This is a genomic window from Pseudomonas sp. ef1, from assembly GCF_007293365.2.
Classification (GTDB): domain Bacteria; phylum Pseudomonadota; class Gammaproteobacteria; order Pseudomonadales; family Pseudomonadaceae; genus Aquipseudomonas; species Aquipseudomonas siliginis.
This window is the reverse complement of record NZ_CM129815.1, coordinates 3,818,498-3,844,235: the sequence shown is the minus strand read 5'-3', so window position 1 is coordinate 3,844,235 and position 25,738 is coordinate 3,818,498. Positions and strand designations below refer to the sequence as shown.

The window sequence follows — 25,738 nt, the reverse complement described above, 5'->3', positions numbered from 1 at the left end:
CTTGAAGCTTGCAGCTTGAAGCTGCTTTCACCACGCCGCTCACACCACCTCTCCCGCGACAGGCTTGGTCCAACGCCGCCCCAACCGATCAAAAGCCAGGTAAATCACTGGCGTGGTGAACAGCGTCAACACCTGGCTCACCAACAAGCCGCCGACCATCACCAGACCCAACGGCTGACGCAGTTCCGCGCCAGACCCCGTGGCCAGCATCAGCGGCACTGCGCCGAACAACGCCGCCAGCGTGGTCATCAGAATCGGCCGGAAGCGCAGCAGCGCCGCTTGATAGATCGCCTCTGCCGGGGCCATGCCCTGGGTGCGTTCGGCGTCGAGGGCGAAGTCGATCATCATGATCGCGTTCTTCTTGACGATACCGATCAACAGAATGATGCCGATGATCGCGATCATGCCCAGGTCGTTGCCGCTGAGCAGCAACGCCAGCAAGGCACCGACTGCGGCGGACGGCAAGGTCGAAAGAATGGTGATCGGGTGGATGTAGCTCTCGTAGAGCACACCAAGGACGATGTACATGGTCACCACGGCCGCCAGAATCAGCAGCAAGGTGCTCGACAGCGAAGCCTGGAACGCCTGCGCCGCGCCCTGGAACTGAGTCTGCACGCCGACCGGCATGCCGATGTCCTGCTGCACCTGCTCGATGATGTCCACGGCATGCCCCAACGCCACGCCCGGCGCGAGGTTGAACGACATCATCACCGCCGGGAACTGGCCGATATGGGTGATCGCCAATTGCGCCTGACGTTCTTCGACATGCGCCAGACTCGACAGGCGCACCTGCGCTCCGTCGGTGGTCTTGACGTGAATCTGATCCAGCGCCTGCGGGCCGATCTTCTCCCCGGCCTGGGCTTGCAGCACCACGCGGTACTGGCTGGCCTGAGTATAAATGGTCGAAATCTGCCGCTGGCCGAAGGCGTCGTACAGCGCATCGGTGATATTCGCCACCGACACGCCGAGGCGCGATGCGGCGTCGCGGTCGATCACCAGATAAACCTGCAAGCCTTTGTCCTGCAGATCACTGGCCACGTCGGTCAACTCCGGACGCTGGGCCAGGGCTTCGACCAGACGGCCGCTCCACTGGCTGAGCAATTCGGAGTCCGGCGAGGACATGCTGAACTGGTACTGGGTGCGGCTGACCCGATCCTCGATGGTCAGGTCCTGCACCGGCTGCATGAACAGCCGAATGCCGACCAGTTTGTCCAGTTGCGGTTGCAGGCGTGCGATCACTTCGCTGGCCGTCAGATCGCGCTCGCCATGAGGCTTGAGGTTGATCAGCAAGCGGCCGCTGTTGAGCGTGGCGTTGTCGCCGTCGACGCCAATGTAGGACGACAGGCTCTGCACCGCCGGATCTTCGAGAATGATCTTCGCCAGTTGCTGCTGCCGCTCGCCCATCGCCGCGAAGGAGATCGACTGCGGCGCCTCGGAAATGCCCTGAATGACCCCGGTGTCCTGCACCGGAAAGAAACCCTTCGGCACGATCACGTAAAGGAATACGGTCAACGCCAGCGTGCCGATGGCGACCAGCAAGGTCAGCGGCTGATGCTTGAGCACCCAGCGCAGCATCCGCCCGTATTCCTTGATCATCCAGTCGATGAACGCACCGCTGGCGCGGTAGAAACGGCCTTGCTCGTGTTCTTGCGGTTCACGCTTGAGCAGGCGCGCGCACATCATCGGCGTCAGGGTCAGCGACACCACCAGGGAAATCAGGATCGCCACCGCCAGGGTAATGGCAAACTCGCGGAACAGGCGCCCTACCACGTCGGCCATGAACAGCAGCGGAATCAGTACGGCGATCAGCGACAGGGTCAGGGAAATCAGGGTGAAGCCGATCTGTTTCGCGCCCTTGAGCGCGGCCTGCATCGGACTGTCGCCCTCCTCGATGAAGCGCGAAATGTTCTCGAGCATGACGATGGCGTCGTCGACGACGAAACCGGTGGCAATGGTCAGTGCCATCAACGTCAGGTTGTTCACCGAGAAACCGGCGAGGTACATCACGCCGAAGGTGCCGATCAGCGACAGCGGCACGGCGACCGAGGGAATGATCGTCGCACTGGCGCGGCGCAGAAACAGGAACGTGACCATGACCACCAGCGCGATGGCGATCAGCAGTTCGTGTTGCACGTCGGTGACCGAGGCGCGGATGGTCTGGGTGCGGTCTGTCAGCACCGTGACGTCGAGGCCGGCCGGCAGGTTGTCGGTGATGCTTGGCAGCAAGGCCTTGATGCGATCGACCACTTCGATGACGTTGGCGCCCGGCTGACGCTGGATGTTGAGCAGCACCGCCTGATTCTGGTTGGCCCACGCGGCCAGACGCTCGTTCTCGGCGCCATCGACGATTTCCGCGACGTCCTTGAGCCGCAACGGCGCGCCGTTCTTGTAGGTCAGGATCAGATTGGCGTAGTCCTCGGGCGAGGTCAGTTGGTCGTTGGCATCGAGCATCGAAACCCGGGTCGGGCCATCGAAGTTGCCTTTCGGCTGGTTGACGTTGGAGGCGCCGATCAGCGTGCGCACGTCCGACAGGTTGAGGCTGTTGGCCGCCAGCGCTTCGGGGTTGACTTTGATCCGCACGGCTTGACGCTGACCGCCGGCAATGCTGACCATGCCGACGCCGCTGATCTGGGCGATTTTCTGCGCCATGCGCGTATCGACCAAGTCATTTAGCTTGGGCAGCAGCATGGTTTTCGAAGTGATGGCCAGGGTCAGTACCGGGGTGTCCGCCGGGTTGACCTTGTTGTACACCGGCGGTGCCGGCAGGTCGGTCGGCAGCAGGTTGGTCGCGGCGTTGATCGCGGCTTGCACCTGCTGTTCGGCGACGTCCATGTTGATGTCGAGGCTGAAACGCAGGGTCAGCACCGAAGCGCCGCCGGAGCTGGTCGAAGCCATTTGTGTGAGGCCCGGCATCTGCCCGAACTGGCGTTCAAGCGGCGCGGTGACGGCGCTGGTCATCACGTCCGGACTGGCGCCGGGGTACAGGGTCATGACGCGGATAGTCGGATAATCGACCTGCGGCAAGGCCGAAACCGGCAGCAGGCGATAAGCGATCAGGCCGGCAAGGACAATGGCCAGCATGCTCAGGGTGGTGGCTACCGGACGGAGGATGAACAGCCGCGAAATGTTCATGCGCCCTTCTTGGCCTTGTCAGCGGTGGTCGCATCGGGATTGGCGGCGGATTTACCTTGCAGGTGCTCGGTCGGCGAGGTCGGCACTTCGCTGCTGTCATTGACCACTTCGACTTCGCTGCCCTCCTTCAGGCGATCGGTGCCTTCAAGCACAACGCGATCACCCGCGGCGAGGCCTTCGGTGACCACGGTGTTGTCACCGTCGCTGGCACCGATTTTCAGTTGGCGAATGGTGACTTTCTTGTCGCCGTCCAGCGCATAGACAAAGGTGCCATTGGTGCCGAACTGAATCGCTGCCGACGGTGCCAGCACTACACCTTTGAGCGTGTCGGCCAGCAAATGAACGTTGACGAACTGATTGGGGAACAGCGACTGGTCGCGGTTATCGTAACGGGCCTTGAACTTGAGGGTGCCGGTAGCGACGTCGATCTGGTTGTCGAGGCTTTGCAGCACACCGGTAGCCTGCAGCTTGGTGTCGCCCCGATCCCACGCTTCGGCGGGCAACTTGGCGCCGCTGCGGTAACGCGCGAGCACGGTGTCGAGGCTGTTTTCCGGCAAGGTGAAGGCCACGCTGATCGGTTGCGTCTGGGTGATCACCGCGAGGAACGTGGTGTCGTTGGCGGCGACGAGGTTGCCGACGTCGACCTGACGCAGACCGACGCGACCGGCAATCGGCGCGCGGATCTTGGTGAATTCGAGATTGAGCTTGGCGTCGTTGACCGCCGCCTGATTGGTCTTGACCGTGCCCAGATACTGGCCAACCAGCGCTTCGGCGGTGTCGAGGGTCTGTTTGGCGATGCTGTCTTCCTTATACAGACCGCGGTAGCGCTCGACGTCGACCTGGGCGTTTTTCAGTTGCGCCTGATTCTGCAGCAACGTGCCTTCGGCCTGGAGCAAAGCATTCTGGTAAGGACGCGGATCGATCTCGGCCAACAGGTCGCCCGCCTTGACCATCTGCCCTTCTTCGAAATGAATCTTCACCAGTTCGCCGCCCACGCGGCTGCGAACATTGATGGTGTTCAGCGCGGTGACCGTGCCCAGCGCCTTGTAATACAGCGGGAAGTCGCCCTTCACCGCCGGCGCCACACGCACCGGAATCGGCCCGGTACCGCCGCCGAAGCCCGGCCGCATCATCCCCGAGCGCCCGGTATGCCCGGCGGCCGCTTTGTCGCCGCCCGCCTTGTCAGCAGAGCCGGCGGGCCAGAATTTCCAGCACAGGACAGCGATGACCAACAGGACCAGCAGGCTGATCAGCCAGCGACGGGATTTGCGGGGGGACGATTGCATGGAGTTATTGACCATTGGGCGCGTGGGCTTCTATTACGGGAGGCTGAACGATAAGCACTGAGTGGATTTAAGCAAAGCAGCTTTACCGGCAATTTACCTTCCACTTACGTTTCAAGGTGTGAGGCAAAACCCTGATACACAAATGAAAACGGCCTGGACAGGGCCAGGCCGTTAACAATTGTAAAAGCCTTACTTGAGAACGGACAGTGCCGCTTCGTAGTTAGGCTCTTCGGCGATTTCCTTGACCAGTTCGCTATGCAGGACGTTGTCGTTTTCATCCAGCACCACAACCGCGCGAGCAGTCAGGCCTTTCAGCGGGCCGTCAGCGATGGCCACGCCATAGTTTTCGATGAACTCGCTGCCGCGCAGGGTCGACAGGTTCTGTACGTTTTCCAGGCCTTCAGCACCGCAGAAGCGTGCCTGGGCGAACGGCAGGTCAGCGGAGATGCACAGCACCACGGTGTTGCTGATGTCGTTGGCCTGGGCGTTGAACTTGCGCACGGAAGTGGCGCAGGTCGGGGTGTCGACGCTTGGGAAGATGTTGAGGACTTTGCGCTTGCCGGCGAAGTCTTGCAGGGTGACGTCGGACAGATTGCCGGCTACCAGGGAAAAGGCTGGCGCCTTGGAACCGGCTTGTGGCAACTGGCCGTTGACTTGAACCGGATTGCCTTTGAGGGTGACTTGAGCCATGACTTGAGTCCTTCTGTTTTTTGATTGGAAAGCATGCAAGAGGCGGAAGTTAACCACGAAATCGGCTGACGACCTATGCCCTGTTGGAAATTGTTGGGTGCTGAGCGGTGACATTGTATACAACCCACCGCAGCTTCCCTGAAGGGGTGAGCCTGTTAGCAAAAGCGTTGTGTCAGGCAGCACATTCGAAACTGATACAGCGAAATGCGAGCAGGCTCACTCCCATACTGAATACGAGTCCAGTGTGGGAGCGAGCCTGCTCGCGAAAAGGCAACCAGCCTTACTGCATCATTTGGATTCAGATTTGAGTTTCAGATACGACTGATGCAGATCGCTTGCCCAGCCATCGATCACCGCTTTCATGTCGTCGGCTTTCATCACCTGGGAAGAGTTTTCCAGCGGTTTGCCGGTACCTTTGCGCACTACCTGCGCGATGACATGATTGGTCGCGCCGTCCATGAATACCGCTTCGGTGGCCAGCGTGGTTTCCTGGTCGCGGATACCAGTGGCCGTGCTTACTGCTGCGGCGACCAGTGCGATCGGGATCACTTCATAGACTTGCAGGCCTTCGGTCTTGCTGCTGACTGCGGTAATCGCCGGACGCACCACAATTACGCCCGGCCCGGGACCTGCGGCCAACGGCAGCGATTTGCCGAGTTCGCGCTTGAGCGCCTGATCGTAATAACTCGTGATGCCGTTGAGAGTCTGCTGGGGGATTTTCTCGGTGGCTTGCGGCTTCGGGTAGAGCTGGCTTGGCTCTACGTAAACGCTGGTGAATTTATTGATGTCGAGTTTCGGGTCCATCCAGCGCATCACCTCGGCACCAGAGGGTGACTTGGCCTCCTTCAGCTGGCTGTAATCCTTGAGAAAGCCGGAATACTGGTCAGGCTCGACGGTTTTGCTGGAACAACCCACCACGCCAAGGGTGGCAATGCACAGCGTGCCCATCACGACGGCTAGCTTCATGCTGTAATTCCTTTGAGAAGGCCAAGACATTTTGCATAGGGGAGATACAGGTATAGCCAAAACCCCGGCAAATGCGATGGCCAATTGCAAAGTTCACATCCGACAGCGCGTGTGCCTCGCCATCCGGTATTACCAGGACGACGTTTCGCCACTGCGCAACGCCATCTCTCGCCGGCTATTGGCGCGCATCGCCTTGATCAGCGATACCGTTCCCACCAGCAGAATCGCCGCACCAAACAAGAAGTCGATGTTGTATAGCTGGAAATCTTCCACCGGCCCGATCAGCAATGTGCGCACCACCGCAATTCCCACCAGCGTCGCGAGAAAGTCGATCCCCGGCTCATCGCGGTAAAACACCAGCATCAGCGGCAGGCACAGCACCAGCAAGAGCAGCAACACCACGACCTTGAACGAGCCTTTGCGCTCGACGCTGAACGCGCACTCATGCGCCCCGTACGGCTTGTAGTCCTCATCGCGGATCATCGAGTTTTTCTCGTTGATGTAGTCGGCGCGGTTGTACTTCTGGATCGGCGTGAAGGTGTTGGACATCTCCATCAGCGTGGTGATGTTCTTGAAGCGCAAGTCGATGCGCTCGCTGCCCTTGAGGTAATACAGCACCGGTTTATAGCCGTAGCGATAGGTATCGAAGGGGAACGCGGCAGTCTGAGCGTGCACGCCGATTGCGCGAGGCTCAAGTTCGGCGAAGGCGCTTTTATTGGTCGACGAGAGGTTGCGGCTCAGCGGCTGCACCTTGACCTGCTCGAGGAAGATCGGCGTCACGCCGAACGACCACTGCAGCGGTTCCAGACGAAGGCGCAGTTCGTTGCGGCCCAGGTCGTAGCGGTTGAAGGTTCGTTCGGAAACCACCAGCGAGCCGCCAACCATGAATTCGCCACGCAGGTTGTTGGTGACGCGCAAGGTCAGTTGATCCTTGCCCAGCAACGCCGCTTCACTGGTCGTTGGCGTGCCGCACCACGCGGTGCTTTCGCCGACACCGCCAAGCTGGCCGTCGCGGTTTTCCTTGAATACGTAAAAGTAACTGGCCCACAGCGTCAGCAACAAAAGCGACGCCGTGAGACCGAGGATTTTTTTGCCCGGACTCACTGATCAGACTCCCTTCTTCGGTTCCATCGTCCAGCCGAAAACCCGCTGGCGACGGCGACTCTACCAAAAGGCCATCAGTGACCCAAGGGAAAATGCCGGATTGGCACCTAACCTAAGGGTTTCCCCGGTACTCGCCTCCCCCCCCCAAGGAGCGAGCCTGCTCGCGATAGCGGTGTTTGATCGTTCCCACGCTCTGCGTGGGAATGCAGCCCGGGACGCTCTGCGTCCCAATCTAGGTGCGATCGCGAGGAATCAGGCTTTGCAGTTGCTGCGCCAGAAAATTCGCATCAAACGCAAACGTATCCGGATCCTTCAAACCATTGGTCTTGCGCCACTGCCACGCACCATCCGCCAGGCCAACCAGCGAAATACTCCCGTACCGCGCCGCCGTCAGCCCCATCACTGCCAAAGAAATCTGCCCGCCGCCGCCCATCACATCCGGCACAAACTCCACCGGTTTGCCGGCAATCACAATGCTCAGTTTTTCCGTCTTGAACGTCGAGGTTTCCACCGGCACGCTCGGCCCGGACGCGACATACGCCTCGCGGCTGACCTCCAGCAGATTGGGCGCCTTGACCGGCTCAAGCCATTGCTCGATCTGATCGAACAGCGCGCCAATCCGAGCCGCCCAAGCAGCCGATTGCGTGGTGAACAGTTGCTTCTTGTGCGCTTCGCTTTCGGCATAGTGGCGCAGCATCTCGCCCAGTTGCTGTACGTCGTTCATTGCGGTGTTCCTCGGAAAGGACCTGCGAAGGGTGATAGTGGCAGATCCCCGGCGCGGCGTACGTTTAGTTGTTGCAGATGCACAGTTGCGGGAAAGATCGGCGGTACAGTCAGTCGGTACTGGCGTCGAGTCTCGAACAGAAGGAAACTTCGGGCACACCTGAATGCTCGACACTGACATTTGCTTGAGGAAATCCAATGCGCACCATCGGCCTTATCGGCGGCATGAGCTGGGAGTCCAGCGCCGAATACTATCGCCTGATCAACCAACAGGTTCGCGAGCGCCTCGGCCCTTTGCGCTCGGCGCAGTTATTGATGTTCAGCGTCGACTTCGGCCCGGTCGAACAGGCCCAGCACGCCGGGCGCTGGGACGATGCAGCGGCGATTCTGGTGGATGCCGCGCGCAGGCTTGAAGCCGGTGGCGCAGAATGCGTGGTGCTGTGTACCAACACCATGCACAAGGTCGCCGAGCAGATTCAGGCGGCGATCAGCATTCCGTTTTTGCACATTGCCGAACCCGCCGCGCAGGCTGCACTGGAAATCGACGCGCGCACCGTCGGGTTGCTCGGCACCGCGTTCACCATGGAGCAGGACTTCCTCAAGCAGCGACTGATCGCCCAAGGCCTGACCGTGCTGGTGCCGGATGATGCCGAGCGCAAAGAGGTGCACCGGATCATCTACGACGAACTCTGCGTAGGTGTGATCAGTGAACAATCGCGAGAAATCTATCAAGGCGTCATCCAGTCCCTGACCGCCCGTGGCGCCCAGGCAATCATTCTCGGCTGCACCGAAATCGGTCTGCTGATCAAACCCGAACACAGCGCCCTGCCCCTGCTCGACACTACCGAGCTGCATGCGCAGTCAGCAGTGGCGTTCGCGCTGGGCGACTGACTCAGGGTTTCGGGCTATTGCGTAGACGGGCCATGCTCACGGTGTCGACCCACTGCCCGTCGCGCACCGCGTAATCACGCAACAGCCCTTCGGTCTCGAAACCGAACTTGCGGTAGAGGCCGATGGCTGCCTCGTTATCGGCGTAGACCGTGAGTTCGACGCGGTGCAGATTCATCCAGTTATCGGCGACCTCCAGCGCCGCCGCCAACAACATCGATCCGACGCCCTTGCCCTGCCAAGCCGCCCCGACTGCCATGCCGAAACTGCCGGCGTGGGCGCGGCGCATGCGGGAATAAGCTTCCAGGCCCAGATTGCCGATCACCACGCCTTGGTCCAGGGCAACCAGTTTCAGCGCACGTTCGTTATCAGCCTGAAGTCGCTGGCGCCAGACCTCGGTGGATTGAAACGGCATTTGCAGCACTTGCCGTGCAACGACGGGGTCGTTGTAAAGCGCAGTGATACCTTCGAGGTGGGATTCGTTGGAGCGTTCGAGATGGATCGTGGAGGTTGGGTCTGACATGGGATCGGTCCGTGATCAGCGTGTGGCTGGTCACTCTAAACCGCTGATCTCGAATCTGGCGAGATGAAATTGTGGGAGCGAGCTTGCTCGCGAAGGCGGTTGGCCAGTCACTGAAGCTTCGACTGGCAGATTGCATTCGCGAGCAGGCTCGCTCCCACATTTTGATCCAGCCCGGGCACAACCCCTGTGAGCACTGAAGATTCCTGTGGGAGCGAGCCTGCTCGCGAAAGCGACCTCATAGCCAACACCTGCTTCCCGGCAAAAACGTCTACCGTGCAGTCGCCAATTTTTTGTTTTTTAAACGCCGTTGTTTAAAAGACACCTTCAGACACGCCTTCCAGGCTACAAATCCTTGCGTCGTTGCCTACAGCCAAGCCAGAATCCGCCGGCTTGTGCGCCTTGGGGGCGGGTTCTATTGTGGTGCGGTCGCTGAATGTTCAGTGATCGGGTTTAGCAGCCCGGGTTATCTCTAGACGCACAAGGCCTTGCCGTTATGGCGGCTTTGCGTGGGGCACTTCGGTGCGCCGGGTTCTAGAGTCCTGGTCTGCTAACCCGCGTACAGCCGCCACCTCCTTCGTTAGCAGCGAACGGTGGCAGCTTCACCACTCTAGAGGCTTCACCCATGATCAAACCAACACCCAACCCACCCGAATCCGACCCCACCTCCCCCTACGAATCCCTCGACTCAAAAAAACTTCACCAAGCCGCCGACCGCGCCCTCGACCACTACCTCTGCCCACCCGGCTCGACCCCACCGCCCTTCAGCCCCCGCGCCATGTACGCCGTCACCGCCGACACGAAAAACGAAGACCTGCTGGCCAACGCCTGCGAAACCCTCGCCTCCGCGAAAACCATCGCCCAGGAATTCGCCGGGCTGGTAAAGCCATCGCAACGCCGGACGCTGATGGGGATTGCGCAGCTGATCATGCTCGGCGAACTGGCGGTGAATCGGGTGCTGGATAATTTGGAGTTGCCGCAGTAGCGGGCTTTTGATGATCGTTCCCACGCTCTGCGTGGGAATGCCTCAAGGGACGCTCCGCGTTCCAGCTCTGGTGGGGACGCAGAGCGTCCCGGGCTGCATTCCCACGCGGAGCGTGGGAACGATCAACGCGTAAGCAATGAAGATTCCTGTGGGAGCGAGCCTGCTCGCGAAGGCGGTGGGTCAGTCACTGAGACTTCGACTGGCGGATTGCTTTCGCGAGCAGGCTCACTCCCACTGTTGATGCGGTTTATTCAGTTACGGGTGTAGTTGATGATCGTTCCCACGCTCTGCGTGGGAATGCCTCAAGGGACGCTCCGCGTTCCAGCTCTGGTGGGGACGCAGAGCGTCCCGGGCTGCATTCCCACGCGGAGCGTGGGAACGATCAACGCGTAAGCAATGAAGATTCCTGTGGGAGCGAGCCTGCTCACGAAAGCGGTGGGTCAGTCACTGAGGCTTCGACTGGCGGATTGCTTTCGCGAGCAGGCTCGCTCCCACTGTTGATGCGGTTTATTCAGTTACGGGTGCAGTTGATGATCGTTCCCACGCTCTGCGTGGGAATGCCTCAAGGGACGCTCCGCGTTCCAGCTCTTGGGGGACGCAGAGCGTCCCGGGCTGCATTCCCACGCGGAGCGTGGGAACGATCAACGCGTAAGCAATGAAGATTCCTGTGGGAGCGAGCCTGCTCGCGAAGGCGGTGGGTCAGTCACTGAAGCTTCGACTGGCGGATTGCTTTCGCGAGCAGGCTCACTCCTACAGGGGGTCGGGTTAAGGCTGGAACCATTCGTGGCGTTCGTTGAAGGTTTGCTGGATGAGGTCGGTGAGGGCTTTGATTTCGGGGGAGTTTTGCGAGTCGGTGTTGACGGCGAGCCAAGCATGGAGCTGCATCGGTTCGGCGAATAATCCGGGCAGTGCGATGAGGCCACGGTCGAAGCGGCTCATGTATGCCGGCAGCAAGCCAATGCAGGCGCCACAGCGGATCATCTCCAGCATCAATTCATAAGACTGCATCTGCACCACCCCGGCCAACCGCTGTTCAACCAGTTCATTCCAAGGGCGAAAGCTCTCAACCCGCCGGTCATGCTGCCACTGCACCAGCATGAAATCCGCCAGTTCATCCGTACTTTCCGGTCTAGCTGTCACCCGCGAATAGCGCTTGGCAATGTGCGGCAGATACTCGATCCGCGCGAGGTGTTGCGGTTCGCTGGTGGAAAAGGTCGGACCGGGGTTCGGGTGCTCGCCAGGAGCGAGCCAGAGGACGATGTCGGCACTGACGGCGCGCAGGGCCAGTTCGCTGTCGAGGGCGATGATTTCCAGGCGCAGGCTGGCGTTGCGCCGCAGCAACGCGATGAGGTCGCGGCCGAGGATGTCGTGGAGGATGGATTCGGCGATGGCGAGGCGGATCAGTGGTTGTTCGATGACCGGGAGCTTGCGTTCGTGGGCCAGGGTGCTGAGTCGGGCCTGCAACTGTTGGCCTTCGCGGGTCAGGCTGAGGGCGCTGCCCTGGAAGCTGAACAGGCTGTGTTGCAGTTGTTGTTCGAGTTGCGCGAGTTGTTTGCGCAACAGGGTCGAGCGCACGTTGAGGCTGCGCGCAGCTTGCATGAAGCAGCCGCAGCGGGCACTGACCAGGAAGTATTGGGCGACTTCGCTGTCGATGGTCGCGGCCTGGTTTAGCCAAGGCTCGGATCTGGATTGCGGCGATTGATAATCAACGGTGCCCGGGCGTCCTGCGGGTTCGGTGAATGACATTGATGACTCCCTGTCGATCTAATGTGGTGTCGTTACGCAAATCTTTGCAGGAGCTGCGGCACGCTGCGATCTTTTGATCTTTAAAAGCAAAATCAACAGATCGCAGCCTCGTTTCACTCGACAGCTCCTACAGAAACACCGTGTGTCAGTTACCTATCACTTTGTTCAGTTCGGCACCGTCGATGCTCAGGGTGGCGGTGTTGAGCATGCCGTCCAGATAAGCCTGGGCGATCTGTTCCTGGCGTTGTGCGCGCAGGGCCTGGGTCAGTTGGTCGCGCAGTTCCTCCAGCGTCGCGGTGCGTGCCGGTTGTTGTTCGGTGAGTTTGATTACATGAAAACCGGCGGCGCTTTGCACGGGATCTGACACGGTGCCCACCTTGAGCCGCGCCACGGCGCTGCGCACTTCCGGCACGAGTTGTTGCAACGGTTGCAGGCCGGTATCACCGCCCCGCTCTGCCGTGACGCGATCCTGCGAATATTGCGTAGCGAGCGCCGCAAAATCAGCCGGTGCTGATTGCGCCTTCTTGCTCAATTCAGCGGCTTGTTTGCGCACCGTTTCCACATTCGCTGCGTCACTGACGCCAAGGAAAATCTGACTGACCCGATACAGCGCCGGGGTCTGCCAATTGTCCTTGCCGGCGTCGTACGCCTGCTGCAACTCGGTCGCGCTCGGATACTCCGCCGGCACCTGACTCACCGAGCGCAAATAATCCCGAAACACGATTTGCTCAGTCGCTGCGCGAGTCTGCCGGGCGACGTCCGGACGCTGCGCCCAACCCTGCGCATCGGCCTGTTCCAGCACGGCTTTTTCCGCCAGCCGCGCACGAATCCAGCGCTCCAGCGCCTCACGGTTACCGCGCAATTGCTCGCGGGTTTGCGCCGGGACGGTGGCCAGCAGCGCCTGCAATTCCTCTGGCGAAACCTGCTGATTGCCCAACCGCGCGACCGCTGGCCCGGCTGCAACCGCCAGCAACGGAGACGGCTGCTGGGCGGCGACCGGATCACTGCCCGGCCGCAGCACCAGCGCCACGGCCACCACCAACAGCGCCACAGCTCCGGCGCCGATCACCATGGCAGGCTTTTTCACAGTGCGACTTCCTCTTGTTCGGCGACAGCGGACTTGGCGGCTTGCACAGCAGTGGTCTGGCTGAAATCGCGCAGGTAAACGATGAACTCCTGCAACAGGCGATCCCACAACTCCAGATTGCCGCGCAGGTGCTCGTTGCTCACCCCTGCGGCCACGACTACGTCCATTTCCATCAGCAGAAACTCGCCCTGCAACGACAACCGTGCAAAACGTCGAGTAGCATTCCACTGCTCTGCGACTCCCTCAGGCAAGTCACCCTGCACGCGCAGCGCGCAGCTGAAGGTGAAATCAACAAAGCTGCCCTGCTCCACCGCCGGGTTGCCGAAGCGCACGGCGTAGCCGATGCCCTGACTGGCGCTGAGCAGCTGGACGATGCCGTTCTGTTCACTCTGGTTGACGCGATAACCAGCGGCCTGGAGGACGTCGGTCAGCGATTGCGGAGAAACGTGGGTGATCAATTGAGTCATGGCTTTCTTCCTTGTTATCAGTGAGCGATCGCGGCTTGCGGCGCGTCGAATTGGGTTTTGTACAGCTCGTCGCCAAAGCCCTGGGCCAGTTCATCGAACTTGACCCTGGCGCTGCCGGCGAAGGGCTGGCGGATCTTCATCACTTCGGCGACGTCGATGTTTTCGTAGGCCGTGAGGATCTGTTTGGCGACGCCGTACATTTGCTGATTCTTGGCTGAACATTGCTGCACTTGTGTGTCACGTTCCGCCAGTTGCGCTTGCAGCTTCGAGCGTTCGGCTTCCTTGCCGCGAGCGAGGACCAGCAACTCGTCGTAGGCTTTTTTGAACTTGCCGGTCTGCTCGGCACTGGCCGCGACTTGCGCCTGAGCCTGGCTGTGCAGGCTCTGTTGTTGCCCGGCCAGTTGCTCGGCGAGGCCTTTGGCTTTGGCCAGTTCGGCGGTCAATTGCTTGATTTGCGCCTGGGCTGCCTTGACTTCGTTCTGCGCCGCCAGTTGCGCGGCGCTGGCCTGGGCCTGCTGACTTTGCAGGGCCTGCAATTGCTGGGTGGTGCTGCGCAATTGCGTGCGCAGGCGTTCTTCCATGCCTTCGCCGTTCGCCCCGGTGGCAAGCAGCAAACCCAGGCCCAGCGCGAGAAAACGCGTGTTCATAAAGCTCTCCCGGCGCCTTAGAAGCGCGTGTTGATCTCAAGCTGCAAGACGTCGATGTCGAACGGCGCGCCGTACACCGCTTCGGTGCTCATCCAGCGGCCGGTGGCGGAAACGTTCTTCGCCAGGCCGTAGTTGCCGCCCATGAAATAACCTTTGGCGTTGGTGCCGCCGAGGTGGAACGACGAGTCGTTGAAGCCGTCGGGCAAGGCGTCCGGCTGGATGTACTTGTAGCCGGCGAACAGGTTCCAGTCGCCCTTGCGCTTGAGGTCCAGCGCGTTGCCGAGGGTGAACTGCACCATCCACGCGTTGGCGCCGCTTTCGATCTCGCCGTTGCTGTCGAGGTTGTTGACGATCTGCCCGGCGGAGCGCTTGCGCATGTCGCCTTCGTCGTAGCCGAGGTTGTGGATGTAGTTGCCCTGGCTGCGCAGTTTGAAATCCTGCGGCAGGTCGGCGTCCCACACGACGTTGAGGTCGAGCAGGTTGAACTCGGACGCAAGCCCGACGAATTGTGGCTGCGGCGTAGCGCTCGGGTTGAGCGGGTTCGGCGTGATGTCACGCAGCAGGAACACGCTGTTGCCCTTCTGCATGAACGCTGCGCGAGTGCCATCGCTATCGCAACCCGGTGCGCCGGCCCACGGTTCGCAAGGGCTGGAGCGCTGGCCCTGAATGTCGTCGAAACGGTAATAGGCCAGCGCGCCTTTGAGGCGGTTGTTGCTATTGATCGCCCACTTCGCGCCGAGCTGCGCGCCGTACAGCCACTTGTTGTCGCTCTCTTCCTTGTCGAAACCGTTGCTGCTGGAAGTGTCGTTGGTGTAGTCCACCGGGAACGCGCCGACCGTGCCGAACACGCCCCAATCGCGGTTGAACTTGTGATCGAAAATCGCCGCCACACCGTCGAAATTCAGGTCATTGGAATAGAGCATGTCGGTGGACATGAACGGATTGGCGAAGCGCCCGCCGGTCAGGGTCAATTCGTCCATTGGCTTCCAGGTCAGATAGCCCTGATCGAGCCAGATGTCTTTCTTGGCGAAGCCGCCGCCGAGGTTCTGCGTGGTCGATACCGGGTTGTTGTCCGAACCGGTGCCGATGCGAATGCCGGCGGTCCATTCCTCGGAGATCACCGCTTTCATGCCCAGGCGTGCGCGCAGGCGAAAGAGGTTTTCGCGGTCTTCGCGGGTATTGAGCAACGGCGGCAGGCTGGTGCTGCTGTTGGGGTTCACGTCGTACGGGCCATTGTTGTTGAGCTTGGCGAAGTCGACGATTTCGTTGCTGTTGTTGCCCGAGTAGTAACGCGATTCGTCACGCAGGCGAATGTCACCGTCGAAGCTGATGCGCGAGGCCCAGTCCGGGAAGGTATTCGGCGCGGCCCAGTTTTCCTGTTTGGCGGTGGCCATGACCTCGGCTTTGACCTGATCGCGGATCTGGTCGCGCACCGCTGCCGGCACGTACTGCACGCGCACATCCCCCGGCGCGGCGACCGGCCCGGCCGCTACGGCAGTGGACGCGGCAGCCTGCTTGGCCTGCGCCGCTTCGTTCTGGGCCTGGGCGATCAGCGCGTCAGCCTTGTCCTGTTTCAGAATGCCCTGCTCGACCAGCAAGCGGATCAGATTGATCGTGGCGTTCTCCGAAGGCGCAGGCGCTGCCACCGCCTGACCGACCAGGGTCGCAATGACCATGCCGACCGCCAGGGACAATCGATTCACGTTGGAAATCATCTGCACACAACTCCTTTTGCCAAAGCTTGAATAAGTGAATTAACCCGGACGCCGCCCTTGCAGGGACAGGCGCACGGGCAAAGTGATGGAGGCCGGAGGCCGTTCGCTGAGCGCTGGCGCACCGCGTAAAGCGGCCAGCACTTGGGTATCGATTTGCGGGTTGCCACTGGACTTGATCAGCTCGACACGGGTGATCTCGCCGACGCTGCTCAGCCACACATCGGCCTGCAGCGAGAATGCGAGGTTGCGCAGCTCGGGGTTCTCACGCAGCAAACGCTGGAAGGTGAACGCGAGAAACTGGCTGTACGTGCCCGTGCCCAAACGCCCACCGCCGGCCCCGGCCATGCCGCCGCCCTTGCCCGCGCCGATTTTGAAAGCGTCGCTGCCGGCCTGCGCGTCGCCGTCCATTTGCATCGGGTTGGCCAGGTCGTCCGCCGGCGATGGCGGTGCTTCTTCTTCAGGCTTGACCTCCTCCGGCTCCGGCGTTGGCTCGGGCTCGACGACTTTTTCTTCCACCGGCGTTTCCGGCTCTGGCGGTTTCTCCGGCGGCGGTGGTGGCGGTGGCGGCAACGGAATGATCGTCGGCACCTTCGGCGCTTCGCGACGCACGCCGGCCATGTCGTTGGCCCACTGCCAGAGGAACCACGCGGCGAGTGCGCCGACCAGCAATCCGGCGCCCCACTTCACATAGCGCAACGGCGACTTTTTCACGGGCGGCGGTTCGATCGGGAGTTGTGCGGTCATGACTCAGCCCTGACTCGGTTTGCCGGTGACGAGACCGACCTGGGACAGTTCGAGCCGGCGCAGCAGGTCGAGCACTTCGATGACTTTCTGGTACTGCACCGTCGCATCGCCACGCACGATCACCGGAAAATCCGGGCTCTGCGCTTTCTCGATGCGCAGGCGTTCTTCCAGCTCCGCCAACGTCACGGGATAGGCATCGAGAAACACCTGGCCGCCGTCGTTGACCGAGATCGCCTTGGTCTTGGCCTCCGACAGCGACACCGAAGCGCTGGCCTTGGGCAGGTTGATCTGGATCCCGGAGACCTGCGCGGTGGCGGTGAGGATGAACATCACCAGCACCACCATCAGCACATCGACCAGTGGGGTGATGTTGATGCTGTCGACGGCGGCATCGTCATCATCGTCGTGGGAGGCATTTACGGACGCCATGGCAGTGCTCCTCAGGCCGGTACGGAGTGGTTGGCGTGATGGCCGCGCTGGTGCGACGCCTCACTGAACTGGCTCTCGCCATGCATCTCCGCCAGACGAGTGATGAACTCGTCGACGAACACACGCATGTCGGCGCTGACTTCCTTGTTGCGGGTGATCAGGCGGTTGTAGCCAAACAGCGCCGGGATCGCGACGAACAGGCCCATCGCTGTGGCGAGCAGTGCTGCGGCCATGCCCGGCGCGATGGCGTTGATGTTGACGTCGCCGGCCATCGCCGTGCCGAGGAACACCACCATGATCCCCAGCACCGTGCCTAGCAGGCCGATATAAGGGCCGCCGGCGATGGCGTTGGACAGGGTCGAGAGTTTCGAACTCAGTTGCTGGTTCTCGCGGGTGCGCACACCGTCCATCGAGCAGCGAATGGCTTCGATGGTCGCGGCGGAAACCGACGAGGTATCGGCGCCCTGCTCGCGGCGGGTGCGGATCTCTTTGACCGCCACCAGATAGAGGCGCCACAGCGACGAATGCTGCAGACGTTGAGCCAGTTGCGCGTCGTCGGCGAACATTTCCAGGCGTGTGCCGACCTTGGCGAATTGCACGCGAAAGTCTTCGTTCGCCGCAGTCACGCGGCTGAGGCTGCGGTTCTTGCGCAGCATGATGATCCACGACTGGAACATCATCAGCACCAGCACGGCGATGATCACCCAAGCGTCGATCGGCACCGCGTTAAGGAGGAAGCCGAGGCTGCCGAAACCGAAGCCGGATTGTTCTTCATCGACGCCGTAAGCCACCAGTTTCGACTCGGCGCCTTGCGAGGTGGCATCGGCCAGCAACAGCGCAGCAGGTCGGGCGACTTTCGACAGGCGCAGTTCGTCGATGGCGCCAGAGAATGGCTGGAACGCGCCTTCCTGCAGATCGGCGCCGATGGCCATGACCGAGTTGAACGCCGGCATCGCCTGGGCCAACGCAGCACTTTCGCGACCGTTGATGTACAGGGTGACTTTCGAGCCCTCGGCGGTCAGCGCAACGTGTTGCCATTGCGCCGGCGCCAGCGCCTGGGTGGCAGCAGCGCGCTGGCCGTCGATTTCCACGAACGGGAGGCCTTGGCTGACGCCGATCAGCAGGCTCTGCGCGCCTTCTCGCCGAGCCAGGATCAGTTGCTCGCCAGTGGCCTGAGCCAGACGCAGCCAGGCACTGAAGGTGAACGCGCTGCCGGCGTTGTGTTGCAGTGACGGACTGGCCGGCAGCAGCAACGGTTGACCGCTGAACTGCAACGCACGGCCGACGACGCCATCGATCGCTGTGCCGGTCGCGCTTTGCGCGGTGTTGCCGTACGCCGTGGTGTCTTTCGCCGGGGTGCCGGTGGCGCCGTCGAAGTGATACAGCGCGGTGTAACTCGGATCGAAGGTCAACTGGCCGTTGCCGGTAGCCGGGGCTTTCTGGTTGCCGTAATACATCCAGATGTCCTGACGCTGACCGCCCTCTACATTCGGCACATCAACCCAGATCAGCGCCATGCCCATCAGCGCATCGAAACTTTCGATCTGGTGGTTGAGCACGGTTTTGTCATCCGCCGCGACGAAACGCAGATCGGAGCCATCCTCTTTCACGCCGTCGAAGGTGAAGTTGCCGGTGTGCAGGCGCACCAGCAGCGCGGTGCGGCCAAGGGCCTGATTGATCGCCGCGCCCTGCGGTGTGGTGTCGACGGCGATCTGTTTGCGGTAATGCCAGTCGTCCTGCCACCAAGCCTGAGCCGTGGCCGGGAGCACGAAGCCCAGGCAGATCAACAACGAAAGGAAAAGGCGTTGCATGGACGTGCTCCGTTAGAAAGTGGCTTGAAGGTTGAAGTGCAGGCGCGATTCCTGCTTTGAGGTGTTCGGCCCTTCGAGTAGCGGGTAGCCCCAGTCGAGGCTGCCGGACAGCCATTTACTGAGGCTGGCGCGGGTGCCGAGGCCGACGCTGGCCAGGGCGTAATTGGCGTCCTGATCCGGCAGTTCGTCGCGCAGGTACAACTGCGCGCCTTCGGCGAAGGCATAGAAGCGCCAGTCCTGCATCCACGTGCCGGCGAATTTCGCCAGCGACGGTGTGCGCAATTCCTGGCTGAGCAGGTAGCCGTCATCGGCGGTGCGCTCGGCAGCGAGATAGCCGCGCACCGAAGTGGCACCGCCGGCGGAGAATTGTTCGTTGGAAACCAGCGGCCCCGAGGCTAGCTGGAATGCGGCTTTGCTTGCGCTCTGCCAGTCGCTGTCGAAGGTCCAGGTGTAGTTGGTGTCGCCCTTGAGCACGGCGAAACTCGGTTTGGCGCGATAGCGTTTGTAGTCGAAGTCTTCGTCGTCGCTGCCGTAGCCGAACACGCTGCGGGTGGCGGCAACCAGGCTCAGACCGAGACCGAGCTGGCTCTTTTCGCTGTAGCGATAGCCGTTGTAGGCGAAGGTGAACGGCGCATATTTGAGCGGTACCTTGTCGCTTTCGCCGGACAGGCTCAGGCGCTCGTCGAAGTCCTTGAAGTCGATGCCGGCCGACAGTGAGTTCGACCAGTTGCCGCTCGAGGGCATCGTGTAAATTGCCGCGACGCCGTAGCTGTGACCCTTGCCGAGCACGTTGCTGCCGCCGATGGTGGCGACGTTGCTGTCGGACTGGTAACCGGAGAATTGCACGCTCCAGCGCTCGCTCAGCGGCGCGGTGTAGGAGCCCGACCAGACCTTGGCGTTGTCGGTTTCCTGCGGCGCGGTGAAGAACGTCAGGTTGACGCTGTGACCGAGTTGCCAGAGGTTGTTGTAACCGAGGCTGGTGACGCTGCGCAGCTTTTCGGTGTCGGCGCTGTAGTCGTTATTGAGGCCGACGCTGGCCGTCCACGGGTTCTGGTCTTCGACCTGCAAATCGACATCCATGGTGCCGGGGCGCTGCCCTTCGCGCACCAGCGGCATGACCTGGCGACCGGGGGTCTTGTTGAGCTGCGCGAGTTCGCCCTGGACCTTGGCAAAGTCCGGCACCTCGCCTTCTTTCAGCGCCGGGACGTTGTCGCGAATGTCCAGCGGCGAATAGTGTTTGGCGCCGACCACGCGCACCCGGCCGACCTTGGTTTCGCTGACTTGCAGATAGACGATGCCATCGGCCACAGCCTGCTCGGGCAGCTCGACAAACACCGACTGATAGCCGCGCTCCTGATAGGCCTTCTGCAACGCATCGCGGGCGCCTTCGATATCGCTCAAGGCTTTCTGCGGGCCGAGAAACGGGTAGACCGCTTCTTCGATCGCCCGCGCATCGAGCACGGTATTGCCGCGCACGAAGTATTCGTTGACGTCGACCAGTCGCTGCGCGGCGGGCGCTTCTGTGCCCTCCTCGGCCAGCGCCGGCTGCGCGCCCGCCGTCACCAGCAGCCAGCCCCACAGTGCCAGCCGTGACGTGAAAATCCGTTCCACACTACCCCCTGAAATTCGCGATGACCTGTAGGCGTTAGCGCCCGGTGTGATGCGTCAATTGCTGATCGTTGTGGCGCAGGCGTGCTTGCCCAGCCAGGTATGCAACAGCGCAAAGTTCAGCGAGAACTCGGGCATTTGCAGCAAGGCACCGCAGAACACTTCGCCGATGATTTTCTGAATCAGCAGCACCGCGCGCGGCTCGTTGAGCAGCGTGGCGATGTCACGACTGAGGGCGGTGAAACTCCAGACCTTCTGGTTCAGGCCAAGGCCGACGAACCAGCGGAACAGCAGGTTGTAATTGAGCTGTTCATAGAGCTGCTGTTCGCTGGGCACCGAATACAGCAATTGCAGGAGCAGGATGTGCATCACCGTCTGCGCGGGAATGAGCATGCCGGGTGCGGCATTGAGGTCGCGCAGCAGGTCCTGGTGGGCGTCGAGCAGATCGTCGATCTGCGGGCGCAGCAACACCAGCGAATGGCCCGGCGGAATGTAGCTGGACACTTCTTTCAGAGCGCCCTGCCAGTCCTCCTGCGAGACGATCCAGACCCACGGCGCGCCGTAGCGATACACCGAAACCGGCTTCTTGCGCGCGGCTTCGACGATCTTCGACAGGCGTTGATCGAGCTCCTGCATGCCCACTTTCGAATAGCGTTCCATAGTCCCCATTGCCTCACTCCCGGCGTCCCGCCTCGGCTTGCAAAGTGCGCCCCGAAAGGCCCCTCAAGCGCGTTACACAGGCATGACCGGACTGGCAAAGGGCTACCGAACTTTTGTCATAAAAGCTTCATTACCGAAGATGGATTGACGGATGTAGATGATCGACCGTGGGAGCGAGCCTGCTCGCGAAAGCGCTGTGTCAGGCGATGAGGATGTTGGATGTGCCGCCGCCTTCGCGAGCAGGCTCGCTCCCACAAGGTGGACTGTGGTTGCACCGTTGCGTGACATTCGCGTGACATTCACGGGGTTAAATCCCGGCCCGTTCAGGCGTATAACCTTTACAAGACTTTCAATCGGCACGCCGACTTCAACACAGGGTAGTGACATGACAGCAAACATCCTTGGCAACCTGTTCCCTTCGGTCAGCGACATCCCGGAAAAATATCGCCTCGACGCTCAGGTCGAGCAGCGTGAATATCTGGTCGATGGTCAATTGCGCCGCTGGGACGGCCCGCTCGCGCAGGTGCGCAGCCCGGTTTATCTGAAAAGCGCAAACGGTGAAGAACAGGTGATCCTCGGCAGCACGCCGCTGCTGGATGCCGACACCGCGCTCACCGCCCTCGACGCTGCCGTTCGCGCTTACGATCGCGGCCAAGGCCTGTGGCCAACCATGCGCGTGGCCGAGCGCATCCAGCACGTCGAAGCATTCCTCGGCCGCATGCGCGAGCAGCGCGAGGCGGTGGTCAAGCTGCTGATGTGGGAGATCGGCAAGAACCTCAAGGACTCGGAAAAAGAGTTCGATCGCACCTGCGATTACATCGTCGACACCATCAACGCATTGAAAGAACTCGACCGCCGCTCCAGCCGCTTTGAGCTGGAGCAGGACACCCTCGGCCAGATCCGCCGCGTGCCGCTCGGCGTCGCCTTGTGCATGGGGCCTTACAACTACCCGCTGAACGAAACCTTCACCACGCTGATTCCGGCACTGATCATGGGTAACACCGTGGTGTTCAAACCGGCCAAGCTCGGCGTGCTGCTGATTCGGCCGTTGCTCGAAGCCTTCCGCGACAGCTTCCCGAGCGGCGTGATCAACGTCATCTATGGCAGCGGCCGCGAGACCGTCAGCGCTCTGATGGCCAGCGGCAAGATCGATATCTTTGCCTTCATCGGCACCAACAAGGCTGCCAGTGACCTGAAGAAGCTGCACCCGAAACCACACCGTTTGCGCGCCGCTCTGGGTCTGGATGCGAAGAACCCGGGCATCGTTTTGCCCGAAGTCGATCTCGACAACGCCGTCAGCGAAGCGGTCACCGGCTCGCTGTCGTTCAATGGTCAGCGCTGCACCGCACTGAAAATCCTCTTCGTGCATGAAGACGTGGTCGACAGTTTCATCGAGAAATTCAATGCCAAGCTGGCCACGCTGAAACCAGGCATGCCGTGGGACAGCGGCGTGGCGCTGACGCCGCTGCCGGAGTCGGGCAAGGTCGATTATCTGCACGGTCTGGTCGCGGATGCGCAAAGCAAAGGCGCCCAGGTGGTCAACCCGAATGGTGGCGAGTCCCACGCCTCGTTCTTCTACCCGGCAGTGCTGTATCCGGTGAATCCGCAAATGCGCGTGTATCAGGAAGAACAGTTCGGCCCGGTCGTGCCCATCGTGCCGTACCGCCACCTCGATACCGTGATCGACTACGTACTGGAATCCGATTTCGGCCAGCAGTTGAGTATCTTCGGCACCAACCCGGTGGCCGTCGGCCGGCTGGTCGACACTTTCGCCAACCAGGTCGGGCGGATCAACCTCAACGCCCAGTGCCAGCGCGGCCCGGACACCTATCCGTTCAACGGCCGCAAAAACTCTGCCGAAGGCACGCTGTCGGTACACGATGCATTGCGAGTGTTTTCGATCCGCACCCTGGTGGCGACCAAATTCCAGGAGAGCAACAAGGATCTGATCAGCGAGATCATTCGCGGGCGTGATTCGAGTTTCCTGACCACCGATTACATCTTTTGACGGATGATCGGCAGGATTGAATGATCCTGCCGATCCGTCAGCCCCCCGGCGATTCAGTGACTACACTGAGCCCAGCATTGCTGGATGCCCGGGAGGCTGACCATGCTCGATTACTTCGCATTGGGTCTGTTGGTTTTTGTCGGTCTCGTGCTGTTTTACGGGGTTATCGTGCTGCATGACATTCCGTACGAGATCGCCGTCCACCGCAACCACCCGCATCAGGACGCGATCCATGCCACTGGCTGGGTCAGCCTGTTCACCTTGCATGCACTCTGGCCGTTTCTGTGGATCTGGGCGATGGCCTATCGCGAGGATCGTGGTTGGGGGTTCGGCGATGGCAAACCCATTCAGAATCACGTCAATCAACTGGAGCAGCAGGTCGTCGAGCTGCAAGCCCGGATCGAGCGGCTCGAAGCGCAGTCGCCGGTTGCGCCGCAATCTGACAGCCGGGGGATCTGAGCATGGATCTGTTGCTCATCCTCACGTACGCCGCACTCTGCGTCGCGATTTTCAAGATCTTCCGCATTCCGCTGAACAAATGGACGGTGCCCACCGCTGTCCTGGGTGGCGTGCTGATCATCGGCGCGCTGATTTTCACCATGAACTACAACCACCCCTATTCCGAGGTGGCGCGCTCCTACTTTGTCTCGGTGCCGGTCATTCCGATCGTCAGCGGCCAGGTTATCGACGTGCCGGTAAAGGGCAACGAACCCCTGGAAAAAGGCGACGTGCTGTTCCGCATCGATCCCACGCCTTTCCAGAACCGCCTGAAATCGCTCAAGGCGCAACTGGTTGCAGCCAAGGGCGACCGCTTCCGCATCACCGAACTGATTCGCCGCAACTTCGGCACCCAGCGTGAACTGGACGCGGCCATCGCCCGCACCGACGATCTGCAGGCGCAACTGGACAATGCGCAGTTCGAGCTGGACAACACCGTGGTTCGAGCACCGAGCAAAGGCTTCGTCACCCACGTTTCGCTGCGACCGGGGATGATGGCGAGCAAGCTGCCGCTGCGCCCGTCAATGGTGTTTATTCCGCAGGAAGGTCAGTACTTCGCTGCCTGGATGCGTCAGAACAGCCTATTGCGTCTGACCGTGGGCGACGAGGCCGAAGTCGCCTTCGACGGCATTCCCGGCAAGGTCTTCGCCGGTCGGGTGAAAAGTGTGATCGGGGTGATCGCCGAGGGCCAGGTGCAACCTTCCGGTACCCTGATCAGCTACACCGGCTCACCACCGGCCGGACGGGTGCCAGTGATCATCGAGATAACCGATCCGGCGTTCGCCGAATACAGCGCGCTCATGCCAGGCGGCGCGTATGGACAAGCGGCGCTGTACAGCAAGCACTTTCAACACATCGGCGCGATGCGCAAAATCCTGCTGCGCATGTCCGCCTGGATGAATTACATTTTCCCCTTCCATTGATTTGACTGACTCACGAGGTTCGCACTGACTACTTACAGCACCCACCACCTGCCACCGCTGTTGCGCCGTATCCTGCGTCCGTTACTGGACCCGTATCGGCGCTACCGTCACGCCCGACTGATCCATTCCGTGCGGGTGGCCTTGGGATTGTTGGCGACGATTCTGCTGACCACTGGCATCAATCTGCCCCACGGCGAATGGGCATCGGTGACCATGCTGGTGGTGATCGGCGGTTTGCAGCACCACGGCAACATCGGCAAAAAAGCCGCCGAGCGCGCCATCGGTACCTTGATCGGTGCAGGAGTCGGGTTGGCACTGGTGGCGCAACATGCGTGGCTGGGCATGCCGTGGCTGACCTATTTTTCCATGGCCGTGGTCTGTGGTTTTTTCTCCTATCACGCGATCGGCAAGGGCGGCTACACCGCCCTGCTCTCGGCCATCACCGTGTTCATCGTCGCCGGGCATGGCGACAACCCGATCACCGATGGACTGTGGCGCGGCGTCGACATCCTGATCGGCATCGCCCTCGCCCTGGCGTTTTCCTTCGCCCTGCCGCTGTACGCGGTCTACTCGTGGCGTTACAACCTCGCCGATGCCTTGCGCGATTGCGCTACGGTGTACGGACGCATCATCAACGGTGAAGCGGTCAGCGCCGACGAACACGTGCGGCTGATGAGCAAGCTCGGCGCGGTGATGGTGCAATTACGTTCGCTGATGCCGTCGGTGTCCAAGGAAGTGAAAATCTCCATGACCGAGCTCGACGCGATTCAGCGCAACCTGCGCATGTGCATCAGTACGCTGGAGATCCTCGGTAATATCCGTCCCAATGCCAGCGACCCGCAGGCCACGGCACATCTGCAAACGGCACTGAAGGCTGAGCACCGGCAGATTCGTGTGCAACTGATCGGCATGGCTCGCGCGTTGAAAACCGGGGCCTCGCAACGGCTGGAGCGACCGATGGAGCTGCCAGCAGCGGACCTTGATGCGCCAGTCGCCAATACGCTCGACGGCTACCGGATGCTGACCCGGCAACTGGCGGCCAATATCAGCGAGATGCGCCAGCGCTTGGCAGCAACCGCACCGCGCTGGAATATCTGATCT

Annotated in this window: 23 protein-coding genes; 6 read left to right on the top strand and 17 right to left on the bottom strand. The window is 61.2% G+C overall.

What is annotated here, in order from left to right; genetic code table 11:
• Nucleotides 1–39: 39 nt before the first annotated feature.
• The 6 genes from FEE99_RS17560 to FEE99_RS17535 all read right to left on the bottom strand — a co-directional run bounded on the left by FEE99_RS17560 (nucleotide 40) and on the right by FEE99_RS17535 (nucleotide 7,902).
• On the bottom strand, nucleotides 40–3,132 hold the full coding sequence (locus tag FEE99_RS17560) for an MdtB/MuxB family multidrug efflux RND transporter permease subunit (protein ID WP_041481000.1): 3,093 nt from the start codon (nucleotides 3,130–3,132) through the stop codon (nucleotides 40–42).
• Nucleotides 3,129–4,433 carry an MdtA/MuxA family multidrug efflux RND transporter periplasmic adaptor subunit gene (locus FEE99_RS17555; RefSeq protein ID WP_041481001.1) on the bottom strand — a complete coding sequence of 435 codons (1,305 nt, stop codon included), beginning with the start codon at nucleotides 4,431–4,433 and terminating at the stop codon, nucleotides 3,129–3,131. Before FEE99_RS17555 ends, FEE99_RS17560 begins: the two co-directional genes overlap by 4 nt.
• Before the next feature lie 174 nt (nucleotides 4,434–4,607).
• The gene (tpx, locus tag FEE99_RS17550) at nucleotides 4,608–5,108 is read right to left on the bottom strand and encodes a thiol peroxidase (protein WP_039760445.1); all 501 of its coding nucleotides are present in this window, start codon (nucleotides 5,106–5,108) and stop codon (nucleotides 4,608–4,610) included.
• Between the two features lie 288 nt (nucleotides 5,109–5,396).
• Nucleotides 5,397–6,074, bottom strand: a complete 678-nt coding sequence (locus FEE99_RS17545; RefSeq protein ID WP_039760442.1) for a DUF3313 domain-containing protein — start codon at nucleotides 6,072–6,074, stop codon at nucleotides 5,397–5,399.
• A gap of 129 nt (nucleotides 6,075–6,203) precedes the next feature.
• A complete protein-coding gene (locus FEE99_RS17540; RefSeq protein ID WP_041481002.1) occupies nucleotides 6,204–7,178 on the bottom strand; it encodes a hypothetical protein in 975 nt (324 codons plus the stop codon).
• A gap of 232 nt (nucleotides 7,179–7,410) precedes the next feature.
• The gene (locus FEE99_RS17535) at nucleotides 7,411–7,902 is read right to left on the bottom strand and encodes a hypothetical protein (RefSeq protein ID WP_041481003.1); all 492 of its coding nucleotides are present in this window, start codon (nucleotides 7,900–7,902) and stop codon (nucleotides 7,411–7,413) included.
• A 197-nt stretch (nucleotides 7,903–8,099) separates the two neighbouring features.
• Here FEE99_RS17535 and FEE99_RS17530 point away from each other — a divergent pair, with 197 nt between their 5' ends.
• Nucleotides 8,100–8,792, top strand: a complete 693-nt coding sequence (locus tag FEE99_RS17530) for an aspartate/glutamate racemase family protein (protein WP_041481004.1) — start codon at nucleotides 8,100–8,102, stop codon at nucleotides 8,790–8,792.
• Nucleotide 8,793: 1 nt separating this feature from the next.
• On the opposite strand, the gene FEE99_RS17525 is transcribed toward FEE99_RS17530, so the two are convergent.
• Nucleotides 8,794–9,312 carry a GNAT family N-acetyltransferase gene (locus tag FEE99_RS17525; RefSeq protein ID WP_041481005.1) on the bottom strand — a complete coding sequence of 173 codons (519 nt, stop codon included), beginning with the start codon at nucleotides 9,310–9,312 and terminating at the stop codon, nucleotides 8,794–8,796.
• Between the two features lie 622 nt (nucleotides 9,313–9,934).
• Between FEE99_RS17525 and FEE99_RS17520 the strand changes: the two genes are divergently transcribed.
• Nucleotides 9,935–10,294 (top strand): DUF6124 family protein, encoded by a 360-nt coding sequence (locus FEE99_RS17520; protein ID WP_024012116.1) that lies wholly within the window; start codon nucleotides 9,935–9,937, stop codon nucleotides 10,292–10,294.
• A gap of 765 nt (nucleotides 10,295–11,059) precedes the next feature.
• On the opposite strand, the gene FEE99_RS17515 is transcribed toward FEE99_RS17520, so the two are convergent.
• The 10 genes from FEE99_RS17515 to FEE99_RS17470 all read right to left on the bottom strand — a co-directional run bounded on the left by FEE99_RS17515 (nucleotide 11,060) and on the right by FEE99_RS17470 (nucleotide 21,217).
• Nucleotides 11,060–12,040: a substrate-binding domain-containing protein gene (locus FEE99_RS17515; protein WP_041481006.1), complete on the bottom strand. Its 981-nt coding sequence runs from the start codon at nucleotides 12,038–12,040 to the stop codon at nucleotides 11,060–11,062.
• A 145-nt stretch (nucleotides 12,041–12,185) separates the two neighbouring features.
• Entirely contained in the window at nucleotides 12,186–13,127 is a 942-nt protein-coding gene (locus FEE99_RS17510; RefSeq protein ID WP_041481007.1) for a peptidylprolyl isomerase, read from the bottom strand.
• The gene (locus tag FEE99_RS17505; protein WP_041481008.1) at nucleotides 13,124–13,594 is read right to left on the bottom strand and encodes a YbjN domain-containing protein; all 471 of its coding nucleotides are present in this window, start codon (nucleotides 13,592–13,594) and stop codon (nucleotides 13,124–13,126) included. The genes FEE99_RS17510 and FEE99_RS17505 overlap by 4 nt, the downstream gene beginning before the upstream one ends.
• A gap of 17 nt (nucleotides 13,595–13,611) precedes the next feature.
• Nucleotides 13,612–14,241: a hypothetical protein gene (locus FEE99_RS17500; RefSeq protein WP_041481009.1), complete on the bottom strand. Its 630-nt coding sequence runs from the start codon at nucleotides 14,239–14,241 to the stop codon at nucleotides 13,612–13,614.
• 17 nt (nucleotides 14,242–14,258) lie between these two features.
• A complete protein-coding gene (locus tag FEE99_RS17495) occupies nucleotides 14,259–15,956 on the bottom strand; it encodes a putative porin (protein ID WP_041481010.1) in 1,698 nt (565 codons plus the stop codon).
• Nucleotides 15,957–15,995: 39 nt separating this feature from the next.
• A complete protein-coding gene (locus tag FEE99_RS17490) occupies nucleotides 15,996–16,700 on the bottom strand; it encodes an energy transducer TonB family protein (protein ID WP_041481011.1) in 705 nt (234 codons plus the stop codon).
• Nucleotides 16,701–16,703: 3 nt separating this feature from the next.
• Nucleotides 16,704–17,129, bottom strand: a complete 426-nt coding sequence (locus FEE99_RS17485; protein WP_003201710.1) for an ExbD/TolR family protein — start codon at nucleotides 17,127–17,129, stop codon at nucleotides 16,704–16,706.
• A gap of 11 nt (nucleotides 17,130–17,140) precedes the next feature.
• Nucleotides 17,141–18,940: a DUF2341 domain-containing protein gene (locus FEE99_RS17480; protein WP_041481012.1), complete on the bottom strand. Its 1,800-nt coding sequence runs from the start codon at nucleotides 18,938–18,940 to the stop codon at nucleotides 17,141–17,143.
• 12 nt (nucleotides 18,941–18,952) lie between these two features.
• Nucleotides 18,953–20,551: a ShlB/FhaC/HecB family hemolysin secretion/activation protein gene (locus FEE99_RS17475; protein ID WP_041481013.1), complete on the bottom strand. Its 1,599-nt coding sequence runs from the start codon at nucleotides 20,549–20,551 to the stop codon at nucleotides 18,953–18,955.
• Between the two features lie 54 nt (nucleotides 20,552–20,605).
• The gene (locus tag FEE99_RS17470) at nucleotides 20,606–21,217 is read right to left on the bottom strand and encodes a transposase (protein WP_080902524.1); all 612 of its coding nucleotides are present in this window, start codon (nucleotides 21,215–21,217) and stop codon (nucleotides 20,606–20,608) included.
• Between the two features lie 376 nt (nucleotides 21,218–21,593).
• Between FEE99_RS17470 and FEE99_RS17465 the strand changes: the two genes are divergently transcribed.
• From FEE99_RS17465 to FEE99_RS17450, 4 genes are all read left to right on the top strand, one after another.
• On the top strand, nucleotides 21,594–23,216 hold the full coding sequence (locus tag FEE99_RS17465) for an NADP-dependent glyceraldehyde-3-phosphate dehydrogenase (protein WP_041481015.1): 1,623 nt from the start codon (nucleotides 21,594–21,596) through the stop codon (nucleotides 23,214–23,216).
• Between the two features lie 102 nt (nucleotides 23,217–23,318).
• Nucleotides 23,319–23,675 (top strand): DUF3302 domain-containing protein, encoded by a 357-nt coding sequence (locus FEE99_RS17460; protein WP_041481016.1) that lies wholly within the window; start codon nucleotides 23,319–23,321, stop codon nucleotides 23,673–23,675.
• Nucleotides 23,676–23,677: 2 nt separating this feature from the next.
• A complete protein-coding gene (locus FEE99_RS17455; protein ID WP_041481017.1) occupies nucleotides 23,678–24,637 on the top strand; it encodes an HlyD family secretion protein in 960 nt (319 codons plus the stop codon).
• Nucleotides 24,638–24,694: 57 nt separating this feature from the next.
• Complete coding sequence (locus tag FEE99_RS17450; protein WP_041481018.1) at nucleotides 24,695–25,735, top strand: FUSC family protein; 1,041 nt, start codon at nucleotides 24,695–24,697, stop codon at nucleotides 25,733–25,735.
• Nucleotides 25,736–25,738 lie beyond the last annotated feature (3 nt).